General features: G+C 42.8%; 24 protein-coding genes. 23 read left to right on the plus strand and 1 reads right to left on the minus strand.

Going from position 1 to position 21,314, the window contains the following annotated elements:
- Positions 1 to 65 precede the first annotated feature (65 nt).
- The 7 genes from V1497_RS06410 (at position 66) to V1497_RS06440 (ending at position 6,389) form a co-directional block, all read left to right on the plus strand.
- Positions 66 to 2,399 (plus strand): putative bifunctional diguanylate cyclase/phosphodiesterase, encoded by a 2,334-nt coding sequence (locus V1497_RS06410; RefSeq protein ID WP_349410146.1) that lies wholly within the window; start codon positions 66 to 68, stop codon positions 2,397 to 2,399.
- A gap of 211 nt (positions 2,400 to 2,610) precedes the next feature.
- Positions 2,611 to 3,654, plus strand: coding sequence for a glycoside hydrolase family 15 protein (locus V1497_RS06415; protein ID WP_349410147.1), 1,044 nt, complete (start codon positions 2,611 to 2,613; stop codon positions 3,652 to 3,654).
- Between the two features lie 118 nt (positions 3,655 to 3,772).
- Positions 3,773 to 4,291, plus strand: coding sequence for a hypothetical protein (locus tag V1497_RS06420; RefSeq protein ID WP_349410148.1), 519 nt, complete (start codon positions 3,773 to 3,775; stop codon positions 4,289 to 4,291).
- A gap of 107 nt (positions 4,292 to 4,398) precedes the next feature.
- A complete protein-coding gene (locus tag V1497_RS06425; RefSeq protein WP_349410149.1) occupies positions 4,399 to 4,671 on the plus strand; it encodes a hypothetical protein in 273 nt (90 codons plus the stop codon).
- 178 nt (positions 4,672 to 4,849) lie between these two features.
- Positions 4,850 to 5,071, plus strand: coding sequence for a hypothetical protein (locus V1497_RS06430; RefSeq protein WP_349410150.1), 222 nt, complete (start codon positions 4,850 to 4,852; stop codon positions 5,069 to 5,071).
- Between the two features lie 415 nt (positions 5,072 to 5,486).
- A complete protein-coding gene (locus tag V1497_RS06435) occupies positions 5,487 to 5,876 on the plus strand; it encodes a transporter (RefSeq protein WP_414703603.1) in 390 nt (129 codons plus the stop codon).
- Positions 5,877 to 6,032: 156 nt separating this feature from the next.
- Positions 6,033 to 6,389: a cytochrome C oxidase subunit II gene (locus tag V1497_RS06440; RefSeq protein ID WP_349410152.1), complete on the plus strand. Its 357-nt coding sequence runs from the start codon at positions 6,033 to 6,035 to the stop codon at positions 6,387 to 6,389.
- A gap of 44 nt (positions 6,390 to 6,433) precedes the next feature.
- On the opposite strand, the gene V1497_RS06445 is transcribed toward V1497_RS06440, so the two are convergent.
- Positions 6,434 to 6,667: an IDEAL domain-containing protein gene (locus V1497_RS06445; RefSeq protein WP_349410153.1), complete on the minus strand. Its 234-nt coding sequence runs from the start codon at positions 6,665 to 6,667 to the stop codon at positions 6,434 to 6,436.
- Between the two features lie 190 nt (positions 6,668 to 6,857).
- Here V1497_RS06445 and V1497_RS06450 point away from each other — a divergent pair, with 190 nt between their 5' ends.
- The 16 genes from V1497_RS06450 to V1497_RS06525 all read left to right on the plus strand — a co-directional run bounded on the left by V1497_RS06450 (position 6,858) and on the right by V1497_RS06525 (position 21,308).
- A complete protein-coding gene (locus V1497_RS06450) occupies positions 6,858 to 7,232 on the plus strand; it encodes a hypothetical protein (protein ID WP_349410154.1) in 375 nt (124 codons plus the stop codon).
- Between the two features lie 294 nt (positions 7,233 to 7,526).
- A complete protein-coding gene (locus tag V1497_RS06455) occupies positions 7,527 to 9,341 on the plus strand; it encodes a GAF domain-containing sensor histidine kinase (protein WP_349410155.1) in 1,815 nt (604 codons plus the stop codon).
- Positions 9,342 to 9,357: 16 nt separating this feature from the next.
- Positions 9,358 to 9,999, plus strand: a complete 642-nt coding sequence (locus V1497_RS06460) for a response regulator transcription factor (RefSeq protein WP_349410156.1) — start codon at positions 9,358 to 9,360, stop codon at positions 9,997 to 9,999.
- A gap of 372 nt (positions 10,000 to 10,371) precedes the next feature.
- A complete protein-coding gene (locus tag V1497_RS06465; RefSeq protein ID WP_349410157.1) occupies positions 10,372 to 11,007 on the plus strand; it encodes a GntR family transcriptional regulator in 636 nt (211 codons plus the stop codon).
- Positions 11,008 to 11,101: 94 nt separating this feature from the next.
- Entirely contained in the window at positions 11,102 to 12,031 is a 930-nt protein-coding gene (gene hpaI, locus V1497_RS06470) for a 2,4-dihydroxyhept-2-ene-1,7-dioic acid aldolase (protein WP_349410158.1), read from the plus strand.
- On the plus strand, positions 12,031 to 12,825 hold the full coding sequence (locus tag V1497_RS06475; RefSeq protein ID WP_349410159.1) for a fumarylacetoacetate hydrolase family protein: 795 nt from the start codon (positions 12,031 to 12,033) through the stop codon (positions 12,823 to 12,825). Before hpaI ends, V1497_RS06475 begins: the two co-directional genes overlap by 1 nt.
- Complete coding sequence (gene hpaE / locus V1497_RS06480) at positions 12,806 to 14,326, plus strand: 5-carboxymethyl-2-hydroxymuconate semialdehyde dehydrogenase (RefSeq protein ID WP_349410160.1); 1,521 nt, start codon at positions 12,806 to 12,808, stop codon at positions 14,324 to 14,326. The genes V1497_RS06475 and hpaE overlap by 20 nt, the downstream gene beginning before the upstream one ends.
- A 91-nt stretch (positions 14,327 to 14,417) precedes the next feature.
- Positions 14,418 to 15,893, plus strand: a complete 1,476-nt coding sequence (gene hpaB, locus V1497_RS06485; RefSeq protein ID WP_349410161.1) for a 4-hydroxyphenylacetate 3-monooxygenase, oxygenase component — start codon at positions 14,418 to 14,420, stop codon at positions 15,891 to 15,893.
- 14 nt (positions 15,894 to 15,907) lie between these two features.
- Positions 15,908 to 16,891 (plus strand): 3,4-dihydroxyphenylacetate 2,3-dioxygenase, encoded by a 984-nt coding sequence (gene hpaD / locus V1497_RS06490; RefSeq protein ID WP_349410162.1) that lies wholly within the window; start codon positions 15,908 to 15,910, stop codon positions 16,889 to 16,891.
- A gap of 281 nt (positions 16,892 to 17,172) precedes the next feature.
- Entirely contained in the window at positions 17,173 to 17,628 is a 456-nt protein-coding gene (locus V1497_RS06495) for a pyridoxamine 5'-phosphate oxidase family protein (RefSeq protein ID WP_349410163.1), read from the plus strand.
- 104 nt (positions 17,629 to 17,732) lie between these two features.
- On the plus strand, positions 17,733 to 18,362 hold the full coding sequence (locus tag V1497_RS06500) for a TVP38/TMEM64 family protein (protein WP_349410164.1): 630 nt from the start codon (positions 17,733 to 17,735) through the stop codon (positions 18,360 to 18,362).
- 119 nt (positions 18,363 to 18,481) lie between these two features.
- Complete coding sequence (gene map / locus V1497_RS06505) at positions 18,482 to 19,246, plus strand: type I methionyl aminopeptidase (protein ID WP_349410165.1); 765 nt, start codon at positions 18,482 to 18,484, stop codon at positions 19,244 to 19,246.
- A gap of 409 nt (positions 19,247 to 19,655) precedes the next feature.
- The gene (locus V1497_RS06510; protein WP_349410166.1) at positions 19,656 to 20,048 is read left to right on the plus strand and encodes a DoxX family protein; all 393 of its coding nucleotides are present in this window, start codon (positions 19,656 to 19,658) and stop codon (positions 20,046 to 20,048) included.
- A gap of 167 nt (positions 20,049 to 20,215) precedes the next feature.
- Positions 20,216 to 20,461 (plus strand): spore coat associated protein CotJA, encoded by a 246-nt coding sequence (locus V1497_RS06515; RefSeq protein ID WP_349410167.1) that lies wholly within the window; start codon positions 20,216 to 20,218, stop codon positions 20,459 to 20,461.
- Positions 20,442 to 20,705 (plus strand): spore coat protein CotJB, encoded by a 264-nt coding sequence (locus V1497_RS06520; RefSeq protein ID WP_349410168.1) that lies wholly within the window; start codon positions 20,442 to 20,444, stop codon positions 20,703 to 20,705. Before V1497_RS06515 ends, V1497_RS06520 begins: the two co-directional genes overlap by 20 nt.
- A gap of 33 nt (positions 20,706 to 20,738) precedes the next feature.
- Positions 20,739 to 21,308 (plus strand): manganese catalase family protein, encoded by a 570-nt coding sequence (locus tag V1497_RS06525; protein WP_349410169.1) that lies wholly within the window; start codon positions 20,739 to 20,741, stop codon positions 21,306 to 21,308.
- The last annotated feature ends 6 nt before the right edge of the window (positions 21,309 to 21,314 follow it).

Raw genomic sequence — 21,314 nt, forward strand, 5'->3', positions numbered from 1 at the left:
CTAAACAAGCAGGGAATCAATGTCGATATTAAAGGTATATGAGCTCAATGTGGAGGCTAAAATCAATGACCATGACTAATCGATTGATTGCGATTTTCACCATTACGATGTTTGTCATATACAGTCTTTTCAGTTTCAATTCTGAAGGGTTTTCATATTTTGCCATCTCCAGTTTTGGGTTCCTGCTCCTGATCAGTATAGGATTTCTACGAAAGGGAGCGTTGAATGAATCGAAGCTGAAGCGGATGCTTGCCGTTTTTACAGGGATAAGTATCGTGACAGTTGGACTTGCTGAAGTTCTAAGGTATTTCATTCCTGTGGATTCAGGACCGCTACGCCTCCTTTCTGAGAGCTTTTGGCTCATACATATCCTGTCATTGGCAATCGGTCTCGGTATTATTTTGAAGAAGGTCCGGACGAATTTCCAATTAAGTTATTTGTTATTGGATCTCCATATCTCGATGACTGTTTTTGGTTCCATTCTTTATGTCACCTACCAAACATATGCAAGTTTGGATGACTATCTATATACCATTGTTTATCCACTGGGCACACTCTATGTTTTGTTCATATTGGCAACGTTCTTTTTGGTCATCGATCGCCCAATTGCGAGACCAGTCTTGAATGGTCTACTTGCTGGAATTTCAATTTGTACAATTTCAAATGTTGTCTTGTTGATTGACTCGATGGATGGTCAGCTCTTCAAAGAAAAATATCTCTTCTTATATGGATTAGGCATGTTTATAATCGCTTCTTCATTCATAAGAAAACAAACGAACCGAAGGAAAGTGAATCCATTATCAAGGATAAGCTATGGTCATTGGGAAGTGATCAGACCGATCATCCAATATACCGGTGTACTGGTTCTCCTTTATGTATTCATTTTCTCATACAGGGATCATAATGTTCTCTTTGCTGGGATGGTGGTGACGGTCCTGCTTGTCATTTGCAGGGATATGATCAGTATCGTTCAAAACCAATCCCTGATCAGAAGACTGAAGATTTTCAACCAGCAGCTAGAAAAGAAAATCGGGGAACGGACGAAAGAATTGACAGATTCTCATCATGATTTGGAAAATGCGTTTAAACAGATCGAATACATTGCTACACATGATCCGTTCAGTCGTTTGCCGAACCGTCGATCACTGGAACAAATGATTGATTGGAAGATTCAAGTTTCAAAACAGAACCAAACGAATGTCGGTCTCATAATTATCGATATCGACCGTTTGAAGCACATTAACGATACACTCGGTCACTCGATCGGTGACGAACTTTTGCTGCAGATTGTGGACCGGATTCAAGCGAGTATACCGGCTGAGCTGTTCTTCGCTCGTCATGGGGGTGATGAATTCTCTATCCTCATGGAAGGATTTCATGATTCAAAAGATATTGAAGACCTGACTAGGGAGATCATCAAGTCCGTCGAGCAGCCGTTTGTTGTCAATGAGAAAGAACTTACGATTACGTTGAGCATCGGGGCAGTGATTTACCCTGAATTTGCGAATTCATCTGAAGAGCTTATGAAGCATGCTGACCTTGCCGTATTCAAGGCAAAGGAAGTCCGGCAAAATAAAGTCGTCTTTTATGAGCCGGAAATGAATAATGAGCTTGTTGGCAGGATGGAAATGCTGAGTGATTTGCATTCCGCTGTAAAACGGAATGAATTTATTGTATTTTATCAGCCGCAGTTTGATATTTTTGATGGAAAGCTTTCCGGTGTTGAAGCCCTTGTACGTTGGCAACATCCAATCCGAGGATTCATATCACCAGGAGAATTCATTCCCCTGGCTGAAGAATTCGACTTGATCGTTCCCATTGATCAGATCGTGATGGAAACTGCGATCTCCCAATACATGGTATGGGAGCGTCAGGGAATTGCCCCACCGCGATTAAGTGTGAATCTATGTCCGCAGCAATTCAAAAAAGGGGACTTAAGCTCAAGACTGCGTGAGTTGATTGAGAAGTACTCGTTTCCAGCAAACAAGCTCATCATTGAAATTACGGAAAGTGTCGCCATGAATGATGAGGATTTCCTGACCGAACAATTACGGGAAATTTCATCGACAGGCGTCCAAATCTCCATCGACGATTTTGGCACGGGATACTCTTCATTAAGTTATGTGAAAAACTATCCGTTGAATCAGTTGAAAATTGCAAGACCTTTCATCACCGATGTCCCTCATAGCTCGAATGACATTGCGATGGTGAAAGCCATCACCGATCTCTCACACCATTTCAACTTGTCTGTCGTAGTGGAAGGGGTGGAAACCCATGAGCAGCTTGATTTCCTCAAGTCGATTAGCTGTGAAGAGGTCCAGGGCTTTTACTTCAGCAAGCCTCTTTCGAAAGAGGAACTGGAATTCGGATACTTACAAGCTGTAAGTGGGACTGTATAACAGGATGAACAGCCGGCCTGAGCGCTTCTATAAGCTCTTTGGACGGCTTTTTTATGTTCAAATGGGCTGGCATTTGGACGGTTGCTGAATACGATAGTAGTGGCTTTAAAGTTGTAAAAGAGTATGGTTTTTATTGAAAGTTATGGAGTAAGTGAATGTTTTTTTGGGAATAAAGGAAACAACAAGGTTCAATAAGGTGAGGAAGGTTCATATGATCGAGAAATCTAAACTATATGAAGTGTTGGATACGATGAGGCTTTCAAACGGTGCATACCTTGCCAGTCCCTCAAAACATTATTCCTACGTATGGATCCGTGATGTCTGTTATACCGCTTTGCCGTATTTGTATCGCAATGATGGCTTATATGAAGACGCCTATTATGCACTCTTGGATTTGTTTAAAACGTATGAGTGGAAAATCGATATTCATCGTTTCAAAAGACCAGTGTATCGGTATGAATACATTCATGCCCGTTATTCGACTGATTTAAAGGAGCTGCCCGTGGAATGGGGGCATGCCCAGCATGATGCGATAGGCAGTTTCTTATGGGGAATTGGCGCAGGGCTATCCAGAGGGAAGCGGATGATCCGGGATGAAAAAGATCGGGAAATCCTGCAAAAGCTCGTGGATTATCTTGAATGTGTCCAGTATTGGTCTGATGAAGATAACGGAATGTGGGAAGAGTATCAGGAACTTCATGCTTCCAGTGTTGGTGCATGCGTTGCCGGCTTGAAAGAAGTCCGTATGTTAGTCGACGTTCCAGATGATCTGATTAAAAAAGGAGAAGAAACCCTCCGCTTCCTCTTACCAAGGGAAAGTAACACGAAAGACACAGACCTGGCACTTCTTTCCTTGATTTATCCTTATCAAATCGTATCAAGAAAAACCGCTCTCATGATCTTGGATCGGGTGACCTCACAGTTGGAGCGGACCTATGGGTGCATCCGTTATGTAGGCGATCAATATTTCAATGAAGGTTCAGAGGCAGAATGGTGTTTTGGGTTTCCTTGGCTCGGCTTGTGTTATGGACAATTAGGAAACCTGGATAAGATGGAAGACTACTTGGAGAAAACCAAACGGATCATTCCTGAAAACGGGGAAGTTCCTGAATTATATGTAGGTGGGAAGGATATACCGAATGAAAATACCCCGTTGGCGTGGGCAGTTTCAATGTGTATCCTGCTGTTTGAGAATGCTGAATCACTGAAAATGGTGAATTTGGACGGTGAAGGTAAAGAGACCTCCCAGGGTTGATAAGGGAGTCTCTTTTTTATTGGCTATCTATATAATGACTTGAATGCAGTTGGTTTTCCATATAATAGGTTGTTGTGGGAGATAATGATATACTTGTTATAGAAGGGAGGAAGGAAATGTGGACTGGCTCTATGGCATTTTCCTATTTATTATTTCATTTTTCATTCTTCTATCCATTTTTTATATTGCAAGGACCTATTACTTGAATAAGCAGCTTGATCGGAAATATAAATTGATCAACTGTGGTGATTCAGGTCAAATCTTTGTCTTACGTACCTTGCAAATGGTATTGATTATCTTCTTCCCCTTGTTTGTGCTTTTTGATGATTTGCCCAATCTGCCGAGTATCCTTTACTTAGTGATGCACCTTGGTCTATTCATTACACAAATCTATTCCACAATCTATATGGGAATAGGTGAAAAAGGATTACGAGTCGGCATTCGCTCGTTTCCCTGGGAAAAAGTGGACCGTTGTGAGATCTTGACAGGACTACATGAGGATAATCACCTCTATCCTTCCGGTGGTATCGTGCAATTCATCATAGGGGAAAAAATTTATCGGGCTCAAATGAAGAAAAAGCAGTTTTCAGAGCTTGCTTCTTTTATGGAAAATCATGTCGAAACAGACACAGATTGACAAAAATATTTCAATTGAATGAAAATTAAAAAATATCAAAAAATACCCTTTTTTCTTGGTTGAAATCTGATACAATATAGTCAATCCAAAATAGGAGGGAAGCAAGTTTGGAAAAAATAAAACTAGGTCAACCTCCCCACTGTCACAAGCTTTCTTTTGATGGGAAGTCATTTAAAATCAAAGGATTAAGCAACATAGTCGTCCCACTATCGAAGACGGAAACGGCACAAATTGATATCCTGAACGAGGAAACAGGTAACTTGAACCTTGTCGGAAAAGACACTATTTTGGCTCAGATGGAATTACCACTCCGATATTGTGAAGTCGGTCAGGGGTGGGTACTAGACAAACTCTCCAAGAAAAAGAAGAAATCAGGTTAAAACAACAAAGACACCAGGGGCTGACAATCTTTCGTCAGCCCCTTTTTGAATGATTCGAACGTATGAAATGGACGATTTAAGTCAAGGTTAGTACTAGATTGTACGAATAATTCCTACCATTGCCATCATATGAGTAAAACAATATAAAAAAGTATTTGTCTTGTAAGGAGTGGATACAATGGGAAAAGAATCAAACAAGTCGAAGAAACAACCTGAACTGTATTCTGATTCAGCGCTTAATCCTGGGTACGAAACAGGCTCTACAGAAAATCCATCCCAGCTGTTTTATCTAGACGGTTCGATGGGAAATTCAATTGTAGATTTTGATGAGGAAGATCTGGATACAGGTGTCGATGCCATTACAGAGCAAGAAATCATGCAGCATAATAAGAATGAATAGGACGTATGAAAAAAGCCAGGTTGGGAGCTTGGCTTTTTTTGATACCTTGATTTTTAAACATGTTCCAATTTTCGAAGAAATGCATTCGAGTGATCCATACAATAAGGGCATGTATCATATGACTTTTCCAATAAGGAATGAATATAATGACTGTTAATACTGTCTTCACGATGCTGATGATCATAATGGGGTATGTTGCATGCGTCACAAACAAATGAGGATTGGTGAATGATTTTGGTTTGATGGTGAATGATGTATTTGGACACATTGAACCCTCCAGGGAATTGCCTTACTAAGTAGTTCGATGTAGCAAAGGGTTTTGGGGTAGGTCAAGAGTAATGATTTGGGCAATTACCCAGCACTCTCTATCTATCCGGAACATAGAATAGTCTGAAACCCATATGGAAGGGGGAGTGTGTCTTTGAACAATCGGCAAAATAACCCGCTTTCGTCTCTTTTGAAAAATATTTTAGGCGGTGGAGGGCAGCAACAAGGTCCCCCAAGTGGACCTCCATTCCCAACTGGAGGAGGACCTCCGCCTGGTCCACCACCAAAGTTTACACCTAATCAATCTTCAGCATCCTTGCAGGCAACCGCAAATGCAGGCACATATGCGGTCGACCCCGGTGCAATACGTCCTTGTGTAGGTAGATATGTTTACATTTGGCTTAGGGGCGGTTATTCGTATTGGGCATGGCTCACATTCGTAGGAAGAAGATCTGTGGCAGGATACCGTTGGACAGGATATCGATGGGTATATTTTGGGATTGATCGTAGACAGATCGTCTCCTTTGTCTGTTATTAATCGATCAATCATTTAAAATAGAGTAAGCACTCGATCATGATGTGGAGAGATTTATCTTCATCATAATCAGTGCTTCATTTTTTTGACTTCGTATGTAAGGCTGCTCCCTAGAACAGAATAGAGATTAAATCCCCTAACGTAAAAGGAGGCAACCAAATGTTCGGAATACGTCTACTCCCATGTTTCTTACTCCTGTTCATAACACTGCTTGGTTGTGTCCCTGATCATTCAAGGCAAGAAGATATCCGACCTGTCACAGTAATTGAAGTTGAAGCAGAAAACTGGCGCTTCAATAAAGAAATTTACAAAGTATTTGCTGGTAAACCCATTACGATAAACTTCAAAAGTGTCGAGGGCCATCATGGTTTTGGTATTAAAGGCTTTCCCGAATACAACATTGAAGGTGAAGGGTCGATGAAGGTTACGTTAGAGCCAGGTGAGTATCAAATTTTCTGTACAGTACCTTGTGGTGAAGGACATGACGATATGGTCGCTACGTTAATCGCTGTTTAATGGGAACAGTAAAAGGAGCTGACAGAGTCAACTCCTTTAAAACATTAATTATCCTGATACCTTCTATACTTTTCCGACAATTCTAAAAATGACTTATAATCATTGCGGGCCAAGGCTTCATCAATTTGGACTAGTAGCTTTTCTCTCTGGTGTTCAAAAAATGCCTCGTCTAAGATCAATTGGGCGGCAAGGGATACAAAAAACTGTTCAGCTCTCTTTTGTTTCTGTTGAGCCTGTTCTTTCATCTTAGCTTGAAATGATGAGGTGTGTTTGTTCATGAGGATTCCTCCCAAACCCTTTTAGTTATTATCTAAGATATGCAACCGGATGTCAATTAGTTTTCAGAATATTACATAAATTTATTTTTTCTAAAATCGAGGTCTGAATGTCAGTCCTGAAGAACAAGTATATTTTGATTGAAGATGTCCAAAATATACGTAACATCAAAGGACTGGAGGCTTGAACCGGATGGAAGACAGCCATTACTATGTGACAATGCAAGCAGGCGTCAGCAATGCAGAGGTTCGGAATGAGAAAGGGCAATCCAGCTACGATTTCGAGATTGTGGCGAATCAAGAGGAAGCTGCATTATTGAAGGATTTATTAGAAGAGGCTAAGAATGCTGACAGGATCGGTTATGAACATGCTCATTTCTTTTCCAATGTTCTTGATACCGCAGATCGTGATAACATGATTTATGACCGTCTGCTGAATCAAATCTATTTGACGATTTATGATCTAGGTACTTCCAGAACGAAGGAAGATATCGAACAAATGGGTATTTTGGAGAAGCTAAGAGAAATCAAACCGAGCCACAATCCGAACGATCCAACTGTAAAATGAAAACTGATGAAGCCCCCCATCATATATGGGTGGGTTTTTTCAATGAGATGGAATAACCGTTCACATAAGGAATATCATGAGAAACTCAAAAAATCCTGAGGATTCATGTATACTTATTACGAGTAATCTTGTTAACCTCAACGTTTAAGAAAGAGGAGGATCCACCTTGAAAATAAAAAATGCATGGCTGGCAATTCTATTGCTTGTTGCTGGTTTCGTATTCGGCTTTGGCTATTGGATTTCAAAGGGGCTCTTCGGATAAGTAATGAAGATCAGGATTAGGAGCAATCAATTATGGACGTCTCATTAATTAAGCGTCGGGAACGACTTACAAATACGACAATCCTTAGCATGACCCTATTCGGATGGTTTTTGGTCTTTTTCAGTCTCTTTAAAGTGGAACGCATACAGGGTGATTTATGGACCCTGGTCCTATTGATTGCATTCCTCCTCATGACAGAACTTTATCCAATTCCGGTCTGGAAAGGAATTACGACTCTCAGTTTCCCGCTGATCTATACATTCGTATTGATTTATGGAATATGGCTCGGTATCATCACGCTTGCCATTGTAAGTTTGACAGTCAACTTACTGAAGAAGAGGAAACAGCATGTCGTTTGGTTCAACCCTGGTCAGTTGGCGATCACCCTTTGGCTGACAGCAGTTCTCACAACGTTTTTCTTGGAACGATTTCACATCAATATTTCAGATGGCATAACGTATTATTACGTACATACAGCTTGCTTTACGTTCATTTTTTATTTGATCAACAATTTAATCATCGACCTTGTCCTCTGGTTAAAGCCCCAGCCATATGCTTGGAAAGACTGGAAGCATAAGACGTATCAGGAAACGGTGATCGTGCTAATATCGATTTCCTATCTTGTGTTCATGTTTGCCCTTGGGAATCAAAATCGTGGCGTCGTAGACGTTTTCTCTTACCTGTTTTTCTTTTCACCACTTGTTGCAGCATCCATCATCAGTGCTGTAATTAGTAATCAGCATCGTGAAAAAAAGAGATTGCAAGCTTTGGTGCGGCTCACCAAGGAGCTGAATCAAAGTCTGCCATCACATCAATGGGCTTCAGCAGTCGAATCAAGAATCGATGAGTTCATCCAAACAGATGCAACCTTGTTCCTTATCAAGTCAGAAGACCAAGGATGGAAGGTCGTCATTCAGAATGGAGGGATCATCACGGGCATAGAAGATGTCTTCGAAACAAGTTGGATGGAATCTGTTGATGAATCCATCCATTATAACGCTCGAAAACACATCCCGATTTGGTTGTCCGCCTACTTGTATCCATCCATCCGTTCAGTAATGATCACGCCTTTACGGGTGGAGAATGAAACTGTTGGTATCCTTTTAGTAGGAAGCGAAAAGAACCAGATCTATCAGTCCAATGATATTCAATTCCTATCGACACTTGCCAATCAATTAGCGGTCATTATCAAAACCAGAATGTTGTTTTCTGAAAGGGAAAAACGAATCCTGCTGGAGGAACGAAACCGAATTGCAAGGGAAATTCATGATGGTATCGCTCAGACCCTTGCAGGTGCGGTCATGAAGCTTGAGTCGTCCAAAAGGGTCAAAGCTGAGAGTGAAAAAACTACCCTTGTCAATGAGAGCATTGAAAAATTAAGAGGAAGTCTTGGGGAAGTACGAGAGTCCATCTATGCGCTCCGACCTGCACCGACGGAAAAGTTCGGTGTAGAGGAAGCGGTTCGTGCCAAGGGAGAAGATCTTACGAGAGATTATGGCCTTCCAGTTAAGATGAAAATAATCGGGGTCCCATTTGAAATCCCACCCCACATAGAGCAAAATGTTTACGAAGTTATTTCAGAAGCGATGCAAAATGCCGCGAAGCATGCTGAAGCTTCCAAGATCCAAGTCACATTCAAATACCGTAAACATGACTTGATCGTCAGAGTGAAAGACGATGGAAGGGGATTCCATTTGTATGAAGCGTTATTGAAAGCGAATACAGATGCGCATTATGGTATCCTTAATATGAATGAATTGGCCGATCAAATTGATGCATCTCTGAAAATCAATAGTTCGGAGCGATTTGGTACTGTGATCCTGATGGTCGTACCGATATCAAAGTAGGTAGGGGAGAAATACAATGATAAAAGTACTGCTGGTTGACGATCATGCAATCTTGAGAGACGGGTTGAAAAATATCATTGCAGTAGAAGAAGATATTGCCGTGGTAGGTGAACTGACTTCTGGCAATGAAGTTCTCGAGACGATCGAAACGACGAAACCTGATGTCATTCTTATGGACATCAACCTTCCAGATAAAAATGGCATCGAAATGACTGGACTGGTGAAGCGGCATTATCCCGAATGCAGAGTCCTCATTCTGACGATGTACAAGCATGATGAATATTTCATGTCAGCCTTGAAAGCAGGCGCAGACGGCTATCTATTGAAAGATGCACCTGCAGAAGAGGTTATTGAAGCGATAAATGAGGTAGCGAACGGTAATTCCATCTTGCATCCGAGTATGGCGAAGAAACTTGTAGATTACCACCAAAAAAAGAATCAACTGAATCAAAGCGTGAAGGATTTGACGGACCGGGAAAAAGACGTCCTCATTTGCCTCGTAGAAGGATTGAGCAATAAGCAAATTGCTGAACGTCTTTTTATCAGTGATAAGACAGTGAAAATTCACGTCAGCAATATCTTTAAAAAATTAGAAGTGAAAAGCCGGTCACAAGCGATCATTTTCGCTGTGCAAAATCAAATTGTACCACTACCATAAACGGTTGAAGGTGATGATGAAAGGATCTGAAATGATCCATTCACATCACCTTTTTTGTGTTGTGTGTAGCCTTTGAGAGTGGATGAAGGACAAATCAGAGCGGACAATATGCGGAAATGTCCTTCATAGGGGTGATGAAGGACAAAACGACAATGATAGGCAGGCAAAAAGAACTTCATAAGCCTGATGAAGATCCAAACGACAATGAAAGGCAGGCGCACCCATAGAGACGCTAACGCATAAGACAACTTCCCCCGATCCCCCCCCACCCCGCAATATATTTGTGACTATTGTTATAATTCTGAATTTTTAGTTGAAATCATATATGATTTTATATATCATAATTTTATGAAAGCGCTTAACTATAAATCAATGAATAAACAACAGTATGCGTACCAGTTGCTGCGTGCCAGAATCCTGGATGGCACATACGGACCTGGTTACCGGATCGTCATCGACCAGATTGCTAGGGAAATTGAGACAAGCGCGATACCTGTTAGGGAAGCTCTTCGTCAGCTTGAATCTGATGGATTAATCCAATTCAAGCCTTATAGTGGTGCAATCGTCACCCCAATCAATGAAAACGAGTACTTGGAAACATTATCAGTACTCGCAGTCATTGAAGGGTATGCGACAGCAATCAGTGGGCAGCACTTTCCGAAAGAGCGGATCCCTGATCTTCAGGCTGTCAATGCATCTATGAGACAAGCCTTGGAGGAAGTCGATTTCATTTCGTTTGGCAAACACAATCGAGCCTTCCATGCGCTGACGTATGAGTATTGTGATAATCGCTACCTTGTTGAGAACATCCGTACAACCTGGAAACGTCTCGACTCAATCAGAAGGTCTGGTTCGGCATTCATGCCCGTAAGAGCCAAAGAATCCATTGAGGAGCACGATGAAATTATTCGCCTGCTGGATGCGCAAGCTGAACCTCATGTCATTGAATCCTTTGTCAGAGAACACAAACTGAATACGGTCAAATCCTTTTATCATCAAAGACATTGAATACGATAAGGAGGTATCCAAGTCATTTCTTCACTTTATGCATGAACGAATTTACGAGATTGCCAATCTATAAAACATAAAAGGAGAGGAAAGAATGTCTAGATTTGATGAGTTGAAGCAACGAATGAGAGGATCCATCGCTCCAATCATTACGCCGTTTAAAGAAGACGATTCTCTTGATCTTGAAACCTTGAAAGAGCTGATCAATTGGCACATTGAGAGCGGGACGCATGGAATCTCTGTAACAGGTACGACAGGAGAACCAAGCTCCTTGACCCTCGAAGAACGTATAGAAGTGATGGAAACCGCCGCAAAGACTGTTAACGGTCGTGTTCCATTCGTGCCCGGAACAGGATCAACCAACCATCAGGAAACGTTATACCTCACCAAGAAAGCAAAAGAAATCGGTGCCGATGCCGCCATGGTCATCGTCCCTTACTACAACAAACCTTCACAACACGCCTTATACAAACACTTCAAAACAATTGCCGACACCGTAGATATTCCAATCATCATTTACAACATCCCAGGACGGACAGCTGTGAATATGGACGTCAAAACGATTGCCCGCCTTAACGAAGACTGCGAGAACATCATTGGTATCAAAGAATCGAATAAAGATTTTGAACATGTGAACCGGGTATTGCTGAATTGTGGACGAGATTTCTTACTCTATTCAGGCATCGAACTGCTCTGTTACCCAATGCTTGCAATTGGCGGAGCTGGATATATCAGTGCTACAGCCAACGTCATGCCAGGAAGGGTTGCTGACGTTTACAACTACTGGGCGAACGGAGATGTCCAGAAAGCGCAAGAGCTTCATTATGATTTGATGCCGCTGAATGATGTCCTTTTCAAGGATACGAATCCAGCGCCACTGAAAGCTGCGCTCGGTATGATGAACCGGATCAATCCTCAACTCCGTTTGCCGATGGACCTTCCGAATGAAGAACTTCAGAAGGAAATTCGCTCCGTCCTCGATCACTATGGTCTTTTATCAAAAAATGTAGGGAGTCATGCGTAATGAAACATGCTCGTTTTATCGTAGAAGGCAGAGAACAGTTTGGCATTTTTGAAGATGGCAAGATAACCGCTTCATCTGGAAAAGTGTATGAAGAGAAGGACATTGACGTGTGGCTTGCACCATTCAAACCGAATAAGATGATCGGTCTTGCACTCAACTATGCGGATCATGCAGATGAGCTAGGCCTCGAGAAACCGAAAGAACCTGTGCTTTTCATTAAACCGAACTCATCAATTGTGGGACATAAGGCGCCTGTTTATTATCCGGATGGTGCGACATACATGCACTATGAAAATGAACTCGCTGTCGTCATCGGGAAGGAAGGTCGCAACATCAAAAAAGAAGAAGCAATGGAGTATGTTAAAGGATATACGATTGCAAACGATGTGACGGTTCGGGATTTCGTCAATAACATGTATCGTCCGCCTGTACGAGCGAAGGGGCATGATACCTTCGGACCTATGGGACCTTACTTCGTTGATAAGGACGACATTCCAGACGTAAATAACATCGAATTACGTTCTTATGTGAATGGAGAGTTGCGTCAGCAAGGGAATACGAAAGACCTTATCTATGGAATTGAAGAGTTGATCGAGTTTATCAGTTCGTTCATGACACTTGAAGAGAACGATGTAATCTGGACAGGGACACCGAAGGGCATTTCACATGTCTACCCAGGTGATAAGATCCGACTCGAAATCGATTATTTAGGCGCGCTCGAAAATGAAATTTTAGATGGAAGAACGGAAAAGGTTACGGCAGGGGGTGCCGATCATGCAGAAACCAACCGTTAAGGATCCTGTCCAGCTCTATATTAATGGGAAATTCCAGGACGCTCATCAGGGGAATACGTTTGAAAATCTAAGCCCTTACTCAGCTGAAGTGTTGAATAAAGTAGCGGAAGGACAGAAGGAAGATATCGAATTCGCGGTTGATGCTGCGAAAGATGCATTCCGTAATGGTCCTTGGGGCTCGATGAAAGTGAGTGAACGTCTCACTTACATTAATAAGATTGCAGACTTGATCGACGAGCATATCGATGAAATTGCACATCTCGAGTCTTTGGATACCGGTCTTCCTATCAAGCAGACGAAAAAGATGACATCGAGAGCCGCTTCCAATTTCCGTTTTTATGCGGAGATGGTGAAAAATCGTATGGTCGGTGAGGCGTATCAAGTGGATGATGAGTTCCTCAATTACACGGTACAGAAGCCTGTCGGTGTTGCAGGGCTGATCACCCCATGGAATGCTCCGTTCATGCTGGAGACATGGAAGGTTGCTCCTGCTTTAGCGACCGGAAATACCGTCGTCCTCAAACCAGCTGAGTGGTCCCCGCTGACGGCTAATAAGCTTGCAGAAATCATTGATGAAGCAGGACTTCCGAATGGCGTTTTCAATATTGTACACGGCTTTGGTGAAACGGCAGGAGCGTCTTTAGTCGCACACCCTGATGTCCAACTGATTTCGTTCACTGGGGAGACGACGACAGGCTCAGAAATCATGCGTAACGGCGCAGCAAGCTTGAAGCGCTTTTCTATGGAACTTGGTGGAAAGTCGCCGATCATCGTTTTTGATGATGCCGATATGGAGCGAGCACTGGATGCATGTGTATGGGGGATCTTTTCCTTCAACGGCGAGCGATGCACTGCGAACTCACGGCTTTTCCTCCAGGAATCAATCGCTGACACGTTCATCGAGCGGCTAAAAGAACGTGTATCCAATATCGTCGTCGGAGATCCGATGGATATGGAAACAGAAGTCGGACCGCTAATCCATAAGGAACATTATAACCGGGTGAAAAATTACTTAGCGATTGCTGTCCAAGAAGGAGCCAAACTCTACCAGGGTGAAATACCTGCTGGACTTGAGACAGGGAACTTTGTTGCTCCGACCCTATTGTTGGATGTGAAAAACGATATGCGGGTCGCGCAGGAAGAAATCTTCGGGCCTGTTCTTTCGGTCATGACCTTTACCACCGAAGAGGAAGCCATTCAGCTTGCCAATGATATTAAATACGGACTGGCAGGTTACGTATGGACCAACGACATGAAGAAAGGGCATAGGGTTGCACAAGCTGTTGAAGCAGGAATGCTCTGGGTGAATTCACAGAATGTCCGTGATCTTCGTATCCCATTTGGTGGATCCAAATCTTCTGGTATCGGACGTGAAGGTGGTCACTATGCCTTTGAGTTCTACACAGAAATGAAGGTCATCCACGTCGCAATGGGTGAGCACCATATTCCGCAATTCGGTAAGAAACAGCTGACGTCATCTACGACACAAAATCATTCATAGACCTCCGATTGAATCATGATAAACAACCAGGAATGATTTTGTCGGCGACAGCTTTTTAAGGATCAAGATCAATAATTCAGGAGGGATCGATTTGGGCGCACGTACTGGTAAAGAATATATAGAAGGGTTGAAGGCGGCTAAAAACAACGTTTGGATTCATGGGGAGCGGGTGGAGGATGTCACCACCCACCCGGCTTTGAAAAATGTCGTCCAATCCATGGCACAGCTGATGGATATGCAGCACGAAAAACCTGATGAAATGCTCTATACATCCCCGAGTTCAGGGGAGAAGGTAGGCTTGTCCTTCATTGCTCCAAAAACGAAGGAAGACCTTGTGAAACGAAGTAATATGTTTACCGAATGGGCACGGCACACAGGAGGTATGATGGGCCGGACCCCGGATTACTTGAACACGAGTGTCATGGCATTCGGTACGGCGGAGAAGTTCTTTGCAGAAACGGATCCGATGTTTGGAGAGAATGTCAGGAAGTATTATGAATACTGTCGAGAAAATGATGTCACTTTGACACATACTCTTATCCATCCACAGGTCAATCGATCGAAGATGCAGCATGAACAAAAAGATCCTGGCATCTCAGCTCATATTGTTGAAAAGAATAAAGACGGCATCGTTGTAAACGGTGCGCGCTTGCTTGCCACTCAAGGTGGGATTACAGACGAAATTGTCGTCTTCCCTTCAACATTGAACAAAGCTTCGTCAGATGACGATCCATATGCGATGGCCTTTGCCATTCCGAACAATACGAAAGGCTTGAAGTTCGTATGTCGTGAATCGTTTGATGTCGGCCGTAATCAATGGGATCATCCTTTAAGCTCAAGGTTCGAAGAAAGTGATGCAATTGTCATTTTTGATAACGTCTTTGTACCGTGGGAGCGCGTTTTCGTAGCTGGAAGCTCAGAAATCTGTAACCGGACTTATGTGGAAACGAATGCGATGGTCCATATGACACATCAAGTCATTGCAAAGAATACGGCCAAGACGGAATTCGTTCTCGGGGTCATCTTAAGTATGATCGATGCAATCGGCATTGAACGGTTCCAGCATGTTAAAGAGAAAGCGTCCGAAGTGATGATCATCCTCGAAACGATGCGCTCTCACTTGTTCCGTGCAGAACAAAATGCATCCCTCGACAAGTATGGAAACATGACGCCGGACTTTGCACCGTTGAATGCCGCACGAAATTGGTATCCGAAAGTGTATCAACGTATGGTCGAAATCGTCCGTATCCTTGGTGCATCTGGATTGATGGGCACGCCGACACAGGATGATTTCAACAGTGAAGAAATCGGTGAATTCGTCCATCGTTATACGCAAGGCGGACAAATCGATGGATATGAAAAAGTACAGCTGTTCCGTTTGGCCTGGGATATTTCCCTCAGTTCATTCGGTGGACGTCAAGCCTTGTATGAGTACTATTTCTTTGGCGATCCGATCCGCATGTCCAATGTGTATTATGACGTTTATCAAAAAGAGCCGTATAAGGAAATGGTCAAATCTTTCCTTGATAGGGTAAAACCGACTACCGCTCAGAATGTGAACGTTTAAGGAGGCTTCAAACGATGGACTTTAACATTATCCGTATCGCCAGGGTCGTCATGCAGGTGACCGACCTTGATAAAGCGAAAGCTTTCTACGTCGATGCACTTGGATTCGTTGAGACTGAGCGGGACGATGAACATCTGTATCTACGTGGGATGGAAGAACATGTGCATCATAGTCTTGTATTGAAAAAAGCGGACAAACCGGGTATCCAGGCGATGTCTTATAAAGTCATGGAAGACAGTCATCTTGACCAACTCCATGAGCATTTCCATTCCAAAGGTATGAAAACGAAATGGATGGAGCAAGGAAACCAACGAGCTGTTGGAAGAACGCTGCGTGTCCAGGACCCATCGGGACTACCGCTTGAATTTTTTGCCGAGATGGAGAGTGCAGAACGTTTGTTGCAGCGCTATGACCTATACCGTGGTGCCCGCATCCAGCGTATCGATCATGTCAACTGTATGGTCCCAGATGTAGAAGCGGCCCAAGCATTCTATATGAATGAACTCGGGTTCCGATGTTCAGAATATACAGCCACTGAAGATGATCGTGTGTGGGCTGCATGGCTTCATAGAAAACCGACTGTCCATGATCACGCATTCATGAACGGCATCGGACCACGTATGCACCATGTCGGCTTTTCATTAAGTGACCCGATGAGTGTGATCCATTGCTGTGATGTTCTTGCATCAATGGGGTATGCACATTCCATTGAACGAGGTCCAGGACGCCACGGCTTATCCAATGCCTTTTTCCTTTATTTAAGAGATCCGGATGGTAATCGTATCGAGTTATATACAGGCGATTATTTGACGAGTGACCCCGATTTCAAACCGATCCGTTGGGATTTGAACGATCCAAGGAGAGCGACTTTCTGGGGGCATGCCGCACCGGATAGCTGGTTCAATGAAGCCACGGTCGTCTTAGATGTTCATACCGGTAAAGAAGTCAAAACAGGTGAGCCAGTGTTACAGCAACGAAAACCGGATTTCGTCACGTGATTGTTTGTGGTTTACAAGGCTAAGGGACTTTTTTAACATCCCTTAGCTTTTCTATATGGTGCGTTTGCAGGTGCATAAAAAAGGGCAACTTATGAATAGGAAGGGTCTGTTTTCAACTGGAAAACATCAACCTTACTCTCTTTGACAAAACCGATAAAAACACTGAAGAGAGTGTTACGGCTTGCACCTCTCCTTGTGCGTGATATGATTGTTTTAGTGGAAGCGATGGGTGTATTCGAACATGGCTTCAAAGAAGGTTACTATTGAAAGGAGTTTTTGACTTGGCAAAACAGGAAATCCCGACAAAACTTTCACCTGAACTTGTTGAATTTTTTCAGGGTGAAAAGCTGGTAAACATTGCAACAGTAGATGCAGAAACTGGAGCTCCTAATGTAAATGCAATTTCATGGGTGAAAAGTGTCGATGAAAAACGTATCCGTTTCTCAGTGACGAACAATTCAAGAATCGTTGACAACATCAAAGCGAATCCAGGTGTTGTGCTGAATATCATCGGTCTTGAAACCGTTTATTCCATCCAGGGAAAAGCTGAAATTCTTGAAGATACAATGGAAGGCGTAAACCTTAAATTAGCGAAAATCGAAATTACAGTAGAGGCTGTATTCGAGAGCATGTTCTGGGGGGCGAAAATCACCCAGGAGCCAGAATATGAAAAAACATACAATCCGGAAAAAGCGAAAGAACTAGATGACTCGGTCTATGCCGCTATGATGAAGTAACGCTTCACTGCCAGTTTTCACTGGCAGCTTTTTTTTACTGAATGACAATGTAGAATTTATGATAGAATGATACCAAACAGATGTTGAATTGAAGGGGTACATCGATGAGTGTGTATTGGGAGAAGTTCAAGTATTTTTTAACCGACCTGTCACAAGAGGATATTCTGAAATGGTTGGAAGAGTATAAAGATCTCGGACCTTTTCCGGGTATTTTTCTGCCTATGCTTGAAGCATTTCTTCCGATTTTACCGCTTGTGCTATTCGTTGCCGGAAACGCAGCAGCTTACGGATTTTTCTGGGGCGTATTGTTTTCCTGGATCGGTACAGTCTTCGGCTCCATATTCGTTTACATGCTCGTTCGCCGACTGGCACAACAACGATTCATGAAATTCATCGCAAACCATAAGAAGACGAAATCGTTACTATCGTGGGTTGAACGAAAAGGATTTGGACTATTGTTTGTCCTGTATTGTTTTCCTTTCACACCTTCAGCTTTAATCAATGTGGTTTGTGGGTTGTCAAAAATAAGTACGTTAACATTCGTTCTTGCGGTAAGCCTCGGAAAACTCGTCATGGTCTTTTTCATCTCCTATATCGGACATGATTTCTTTTCAATTATAAGAGAGCCTGTGAAGATGATCGTCATTGGTGCTGTTGTTGTTGTGTTATGGTTGATCGGTAAGCTGTTAGAGAGGAAGCTACATAAACCGTTGAAAACGAAAATATCGGAGTAACCTGCTCAAGATTATTGAATAGGGTAGAAAATAGGATGATTCTTTATGGAATTATCCTTTTTTAATGTTTGATAAGCGAACGATACATCGTCTTTAAAATAGAAGGTCTCGTAGAAAGGATGATCATTCTGTTTACCTCATTGAAAACCAAAGAGGAAGTTGAACGGATGCATGAAGCTGGTAGGCTTTTAAGCGACTGCCATAAAGAAATTAAAAAGTTAATCCGCCCAGGCGTAACGACCATGGAAATTGACGCATTTGTGGAAGAGTACCTTAAAAAACATGGTGCAACAGCTGAACAAAAAGGCTATCAAGGTTATCCTTATGCAACTTGTGCGTCAGTCAATGATGTGGTGTGCCATGGCTTTCCAACTACAGACCCGTTGAAAGATGGGGATATCGTTACGATTGATTTTGTGGTGAATTTGAATGGATGGTTAGCTGATTCCGCGTGGTCCTATGCAGTGGGAAGCATAAGCGAAGAAGCTGCAGATCTTATTGATGCAGCAGAAAAGGCGCTTTACAAAGGAATTGAACAAGCGAAGGTAGGGAATCGGATTGGTCATATTGCCAATGCAATTGAGACTTATGCGAATGAGAGGGGCTATTCAGTCGTAAAGGATTTCATCGGTCATGGGATAGGTCAAACCATTCATGAGTTTCCTATGGTGCCTCATTTTGGTCCTATTGAGCAGGGGCCGGTTTTGAAAGAGGGTATGGTTATTACGATTGAACCGATGTTGAATTGTGGGGAGTATTTTGTGTATGTAGAGGAGGATGGTTGGACGGCGCGTACGGTTGATGGAGAGCTTTCAGCGCAGTTTGAGCATACGGTTGCGATTACGAAGAAGGGGCCAATCGTGTTGACGAATCAATATCGTTGAGAAATTTCATATTGCTCCCCCTTAAGAGCTTGGTTGTTAGAGGTGGTTTACATGCAAGCATGACACCACCTCTTCCGCCAAGCTCCTTTTCGCTGCGCTCAACCATTTCATTTTTAAGGGGGAGCAAAGGAGCATATTCTATAAGTGGTCCCATTTGAAGGTTCGACAATAGAGGAAAAGAGTTACTCCCCCTTAGGAGCTTGGTCGTTAGAGGTGGTTTACATGCAAGCATGACACCGCCTCTTCCGCCAAGCTCTTTTTTTGTTGATATCTTAAAGAAAATAAAAGCGTCTGCCTGGAGCTGTTTGCTGTAAAATTATAAAGTTACTTGACAAAAATAAGTGATTAGCATATTATACTTACATAAAGTAAGTGTAAAGAAGTTAAGTACAAAAAGGAGAGGTTATTTATGGATATAGCACTACTACTATTACGAGTCGTCTTTGGGGTGACCTTTGCAGCTCACGGGACACAAAAGCTATTCGGCTGGTTTGGCGGTCATGGTTTGGCTGGAACAGGTGGTTTTTTCGAATCGATCGGTATTAAACCAGGCTATACAATGGCATTAATTGCAGGGGCTGGAGAGTTGATTGGTGGATTGCTTATCGCCTTTGGTTTCCTTACTCAACTCGGGGCTGTTTTGATGATCGTACCGATGATTGTTGCCATCATGAAAGTCCACGGAAAGAATGGCTATTGGATTTCGGAAGGTGGAATAGAATACAACATTGCCATCATAGCAGTGGCAATTGCAATCGGTCTTGCTGGACCAGGTATGTATTCGTTGGATGCGATATTTTAAAGGATATTTTCAAATCGTACGGAGAGCGGTCTTCTTAAAGAGGCCGCTCTTTTTTTATGCCCATAAGTTACTATTCATAACTAGGGTACATATGGCATTGGTGCTTCTATTTCAATTTCTGCTGAATAAGGTGTATATGACATCGTCTAATAGGAGGTTGCCCTTGTATGTATACGTTTCGGAAGTCTTATCATCCTTATGTAGGGCCATTCGATCCTTGTCCGCCAATTCGCGTGAAGTATTATGAAACACCCCCAAATCTGTATTTAGGTTATCAACCTTATGGTCTTCAGCAGTTTGATCCTTGTACAGCATTGAAGAAAGGTACACTTTGGCCTGCATTGTATGCTCCTTACACCAATCCATATAAGAATAGGAAGGAAGGTAGCGCCAATGACGGAGCGGATGTCTGAGGAGTTCTACAAATGGATGCAACAACTTCAAGAGGTGGATTTCGTGTTAGTTGAGTTGACCCTCTATTTGGATACCCATCCAGAGGATTATCAAGCCATCCAACAATACAATGAATACGCTCAAAAAAGTAAGACGCTTCGTCAGCAAATCGAGCAAAAGTATGGACCGCTTATGCAATACGGTCAAAGCTATTCAGGCTATCCGTGGAATTGGAATAAACCTCCATGGCCCTGGCAAATGTAAATTTCTTCAATGAAAAGGAGGCGAGAGTGAATCATGTGGGTATATGAGAAGAAATTACAATATCCGGTGAAAGTGAGTACATGCAATCCTCGTTTAGCGAAATATCTTATTGAGCAATATGGTGGAGCTGACGGAGAGCTGGCTGCCGCGTTACGTTACTTGAACCAGCGATATACCATCCCCGATAAGGTAGTGGGTTTGCTGACCGATATCGGTACAGAGGAATTTGCCCATCTTGAAATGATTGCGACGATGATTTATAAACTCACTAAGGATGCAACGCCAGAACAAATGAAGGAAGCAGGCTTAGGGGAGCATTATGCAAACCATGACGGCGCCTTATTTTATAGTAATGCCGCGGGTGTCCCATGGTCAGCTAGCTACATTGCAGCCAAGGGGGATCCGATCGCTGATCTGTACGAGGACATTGCAGCGGAGGAGAAAGCAAGGGCTACATATCAATGGATCATCAATATGAGTGATGATACTGATTTGAATGATAGTCTCAGCTTTTTACGGGAAAGAGAAATCGTCCATTCCCAACGATTCCGGGAAGCTGTAGAAATCTTAAAAGAAGAACGAGATCGGAAAAAGATTTTTTAATATATC

It is taken from the genome of Pseudalkalibacillus sp. SCS-8, from assembly GCF_040126055.1.
GTDB lineage: Bacteria > Bacillota > Bacilli > Bacillales > Fictibacillaceae > Pseudalkalibacillus > Pseudalkalibacillus nanhaiensis.

Bases quoted from the DNA above. Each gene is read 5' to 3' on its own strand.
- V1497_RS06410 (WP_349410146.1), top strand. From the start codon at position 66: ATGACCATGACTAATCGATTGATTGCGATTTTCACCATTACGATGTTT.
- V1497_RS06415 (WP_349410147.1), top strand. From the start codon at position 2,611: ATGATCGAGAAATCTAAACTATATGAAGTGTTGGATACGATGAGGCTT.
- V1497_RS06430 (WP_349410150.1), top strand. From the start codon at position 4,850: ATGGGAAAAGAATCAAACAAGTCGAAGAAACAACCTGAACTGTATTCT.
- V1497_RS06440 (WP_349410152.1), top strand. From the start codon at position 6,033: ATGTTCGGAATACGTCTACTCCCATGTTTCTTACTCCTGTTCATAACA.
- V1497_RS06445 (WP_349410153.1), bottom strand. From the start codon at position 6,667: ATGAACAAACACACCTCATCATTTCAAGCTAAGATGAAAGAACAGGCT.
- V1497_RS06450 (WP_349410154.1), top strand. From the start codon at position 6,858: ATGGAAGACAGCCATTACTATGTGACAATGCAAGCAGGCGTCAGCAAT.
- V1497_RS06455 (WP_349410155.1), top strand. From the start codon at position 7,527: ATGGACGTCTCATTAATTAAGCGTCGGGAACGACTTACAAATACGACA.
- V1497_RS06460 (WP_349410156.1), top strand. From the start codon at position 9,358: ATGATAAAAGTACTGCTGGTTGACGATCATGCAATCTTGAGAGACGGG.
- V1497_RS06465 (WP_349410157.1), top strand. From the start codon at position 10,372: ATGAATAAACAACAGTATGCGTACCAGTTGCTGCGTGCCAGAATCCTG.
- hpaI (WP_349410158.1), top strand. From the start codon at position 11,102: ATGTCTAGATTTGATGAGTTGAAGCAACGAATGAGAGGATCCATCGCT.
- V1497_RS06475 (WP_349410159.1), top strand. From the start codon at position 12,031: ATGAAACATGCTCGTTTTATCGTAGAAGGCAGAGAACAGTTTGGCATT.
- hpaE (WP_349410160.1), top strand. From the start codon at position 12,806: ATGCAGAAACCAACCGTTAAGGATCCTGTCCAGCTCTATATTAATGGG.
- hpaD (WP_349410162.1), top strand. From the start codon at position 15,908: ATGGACTTTAACATTATCCGTATCGCCAGGGTCGTCATGCAGGTGACC.
- V1497_RS06500 (WP_349410164.1), top strand. From the start codon at position 17,733: ATGAGTGTGTATTGGGAGAAGTTCAAGTATTTTTTAACCGACCTGTCA.
- map (WP_349410165.1), top strand. From the start codon at position 18,482: ATGATCATTCTGTTTACCTCATTGAAAACCAAAGAGGAAGTTGAACGG.
- V1497_RS06510 (WP_349410166.1), top strand. From the start codon at position 19,656: ATGGATATAGCACTACTACTATTACGAGTCGTCTTTGGGGTGACCTTT.
- V1497_RS06515 (WP_349410167.1), top strand. From the start codon at position 20,216: ATGTATACGTTTCGGAAGTCTTATCATCCTTATGTAGGGCCATTCGAT.
- V1497_RS06520 (WP_349410168.1), top strand. From the start codon at position 20,442: ATGACGGAGCGGATGTCTGAGGAGTTCTACAAATGGATGCAACAACTT.
- V1497_RS06525 (WP_349410169.1), top strand. From the start codon at position 20,739: ATGTGGGTATATGAGAAGAAATTACAATATCCGGTGAAAGTGAGTACA.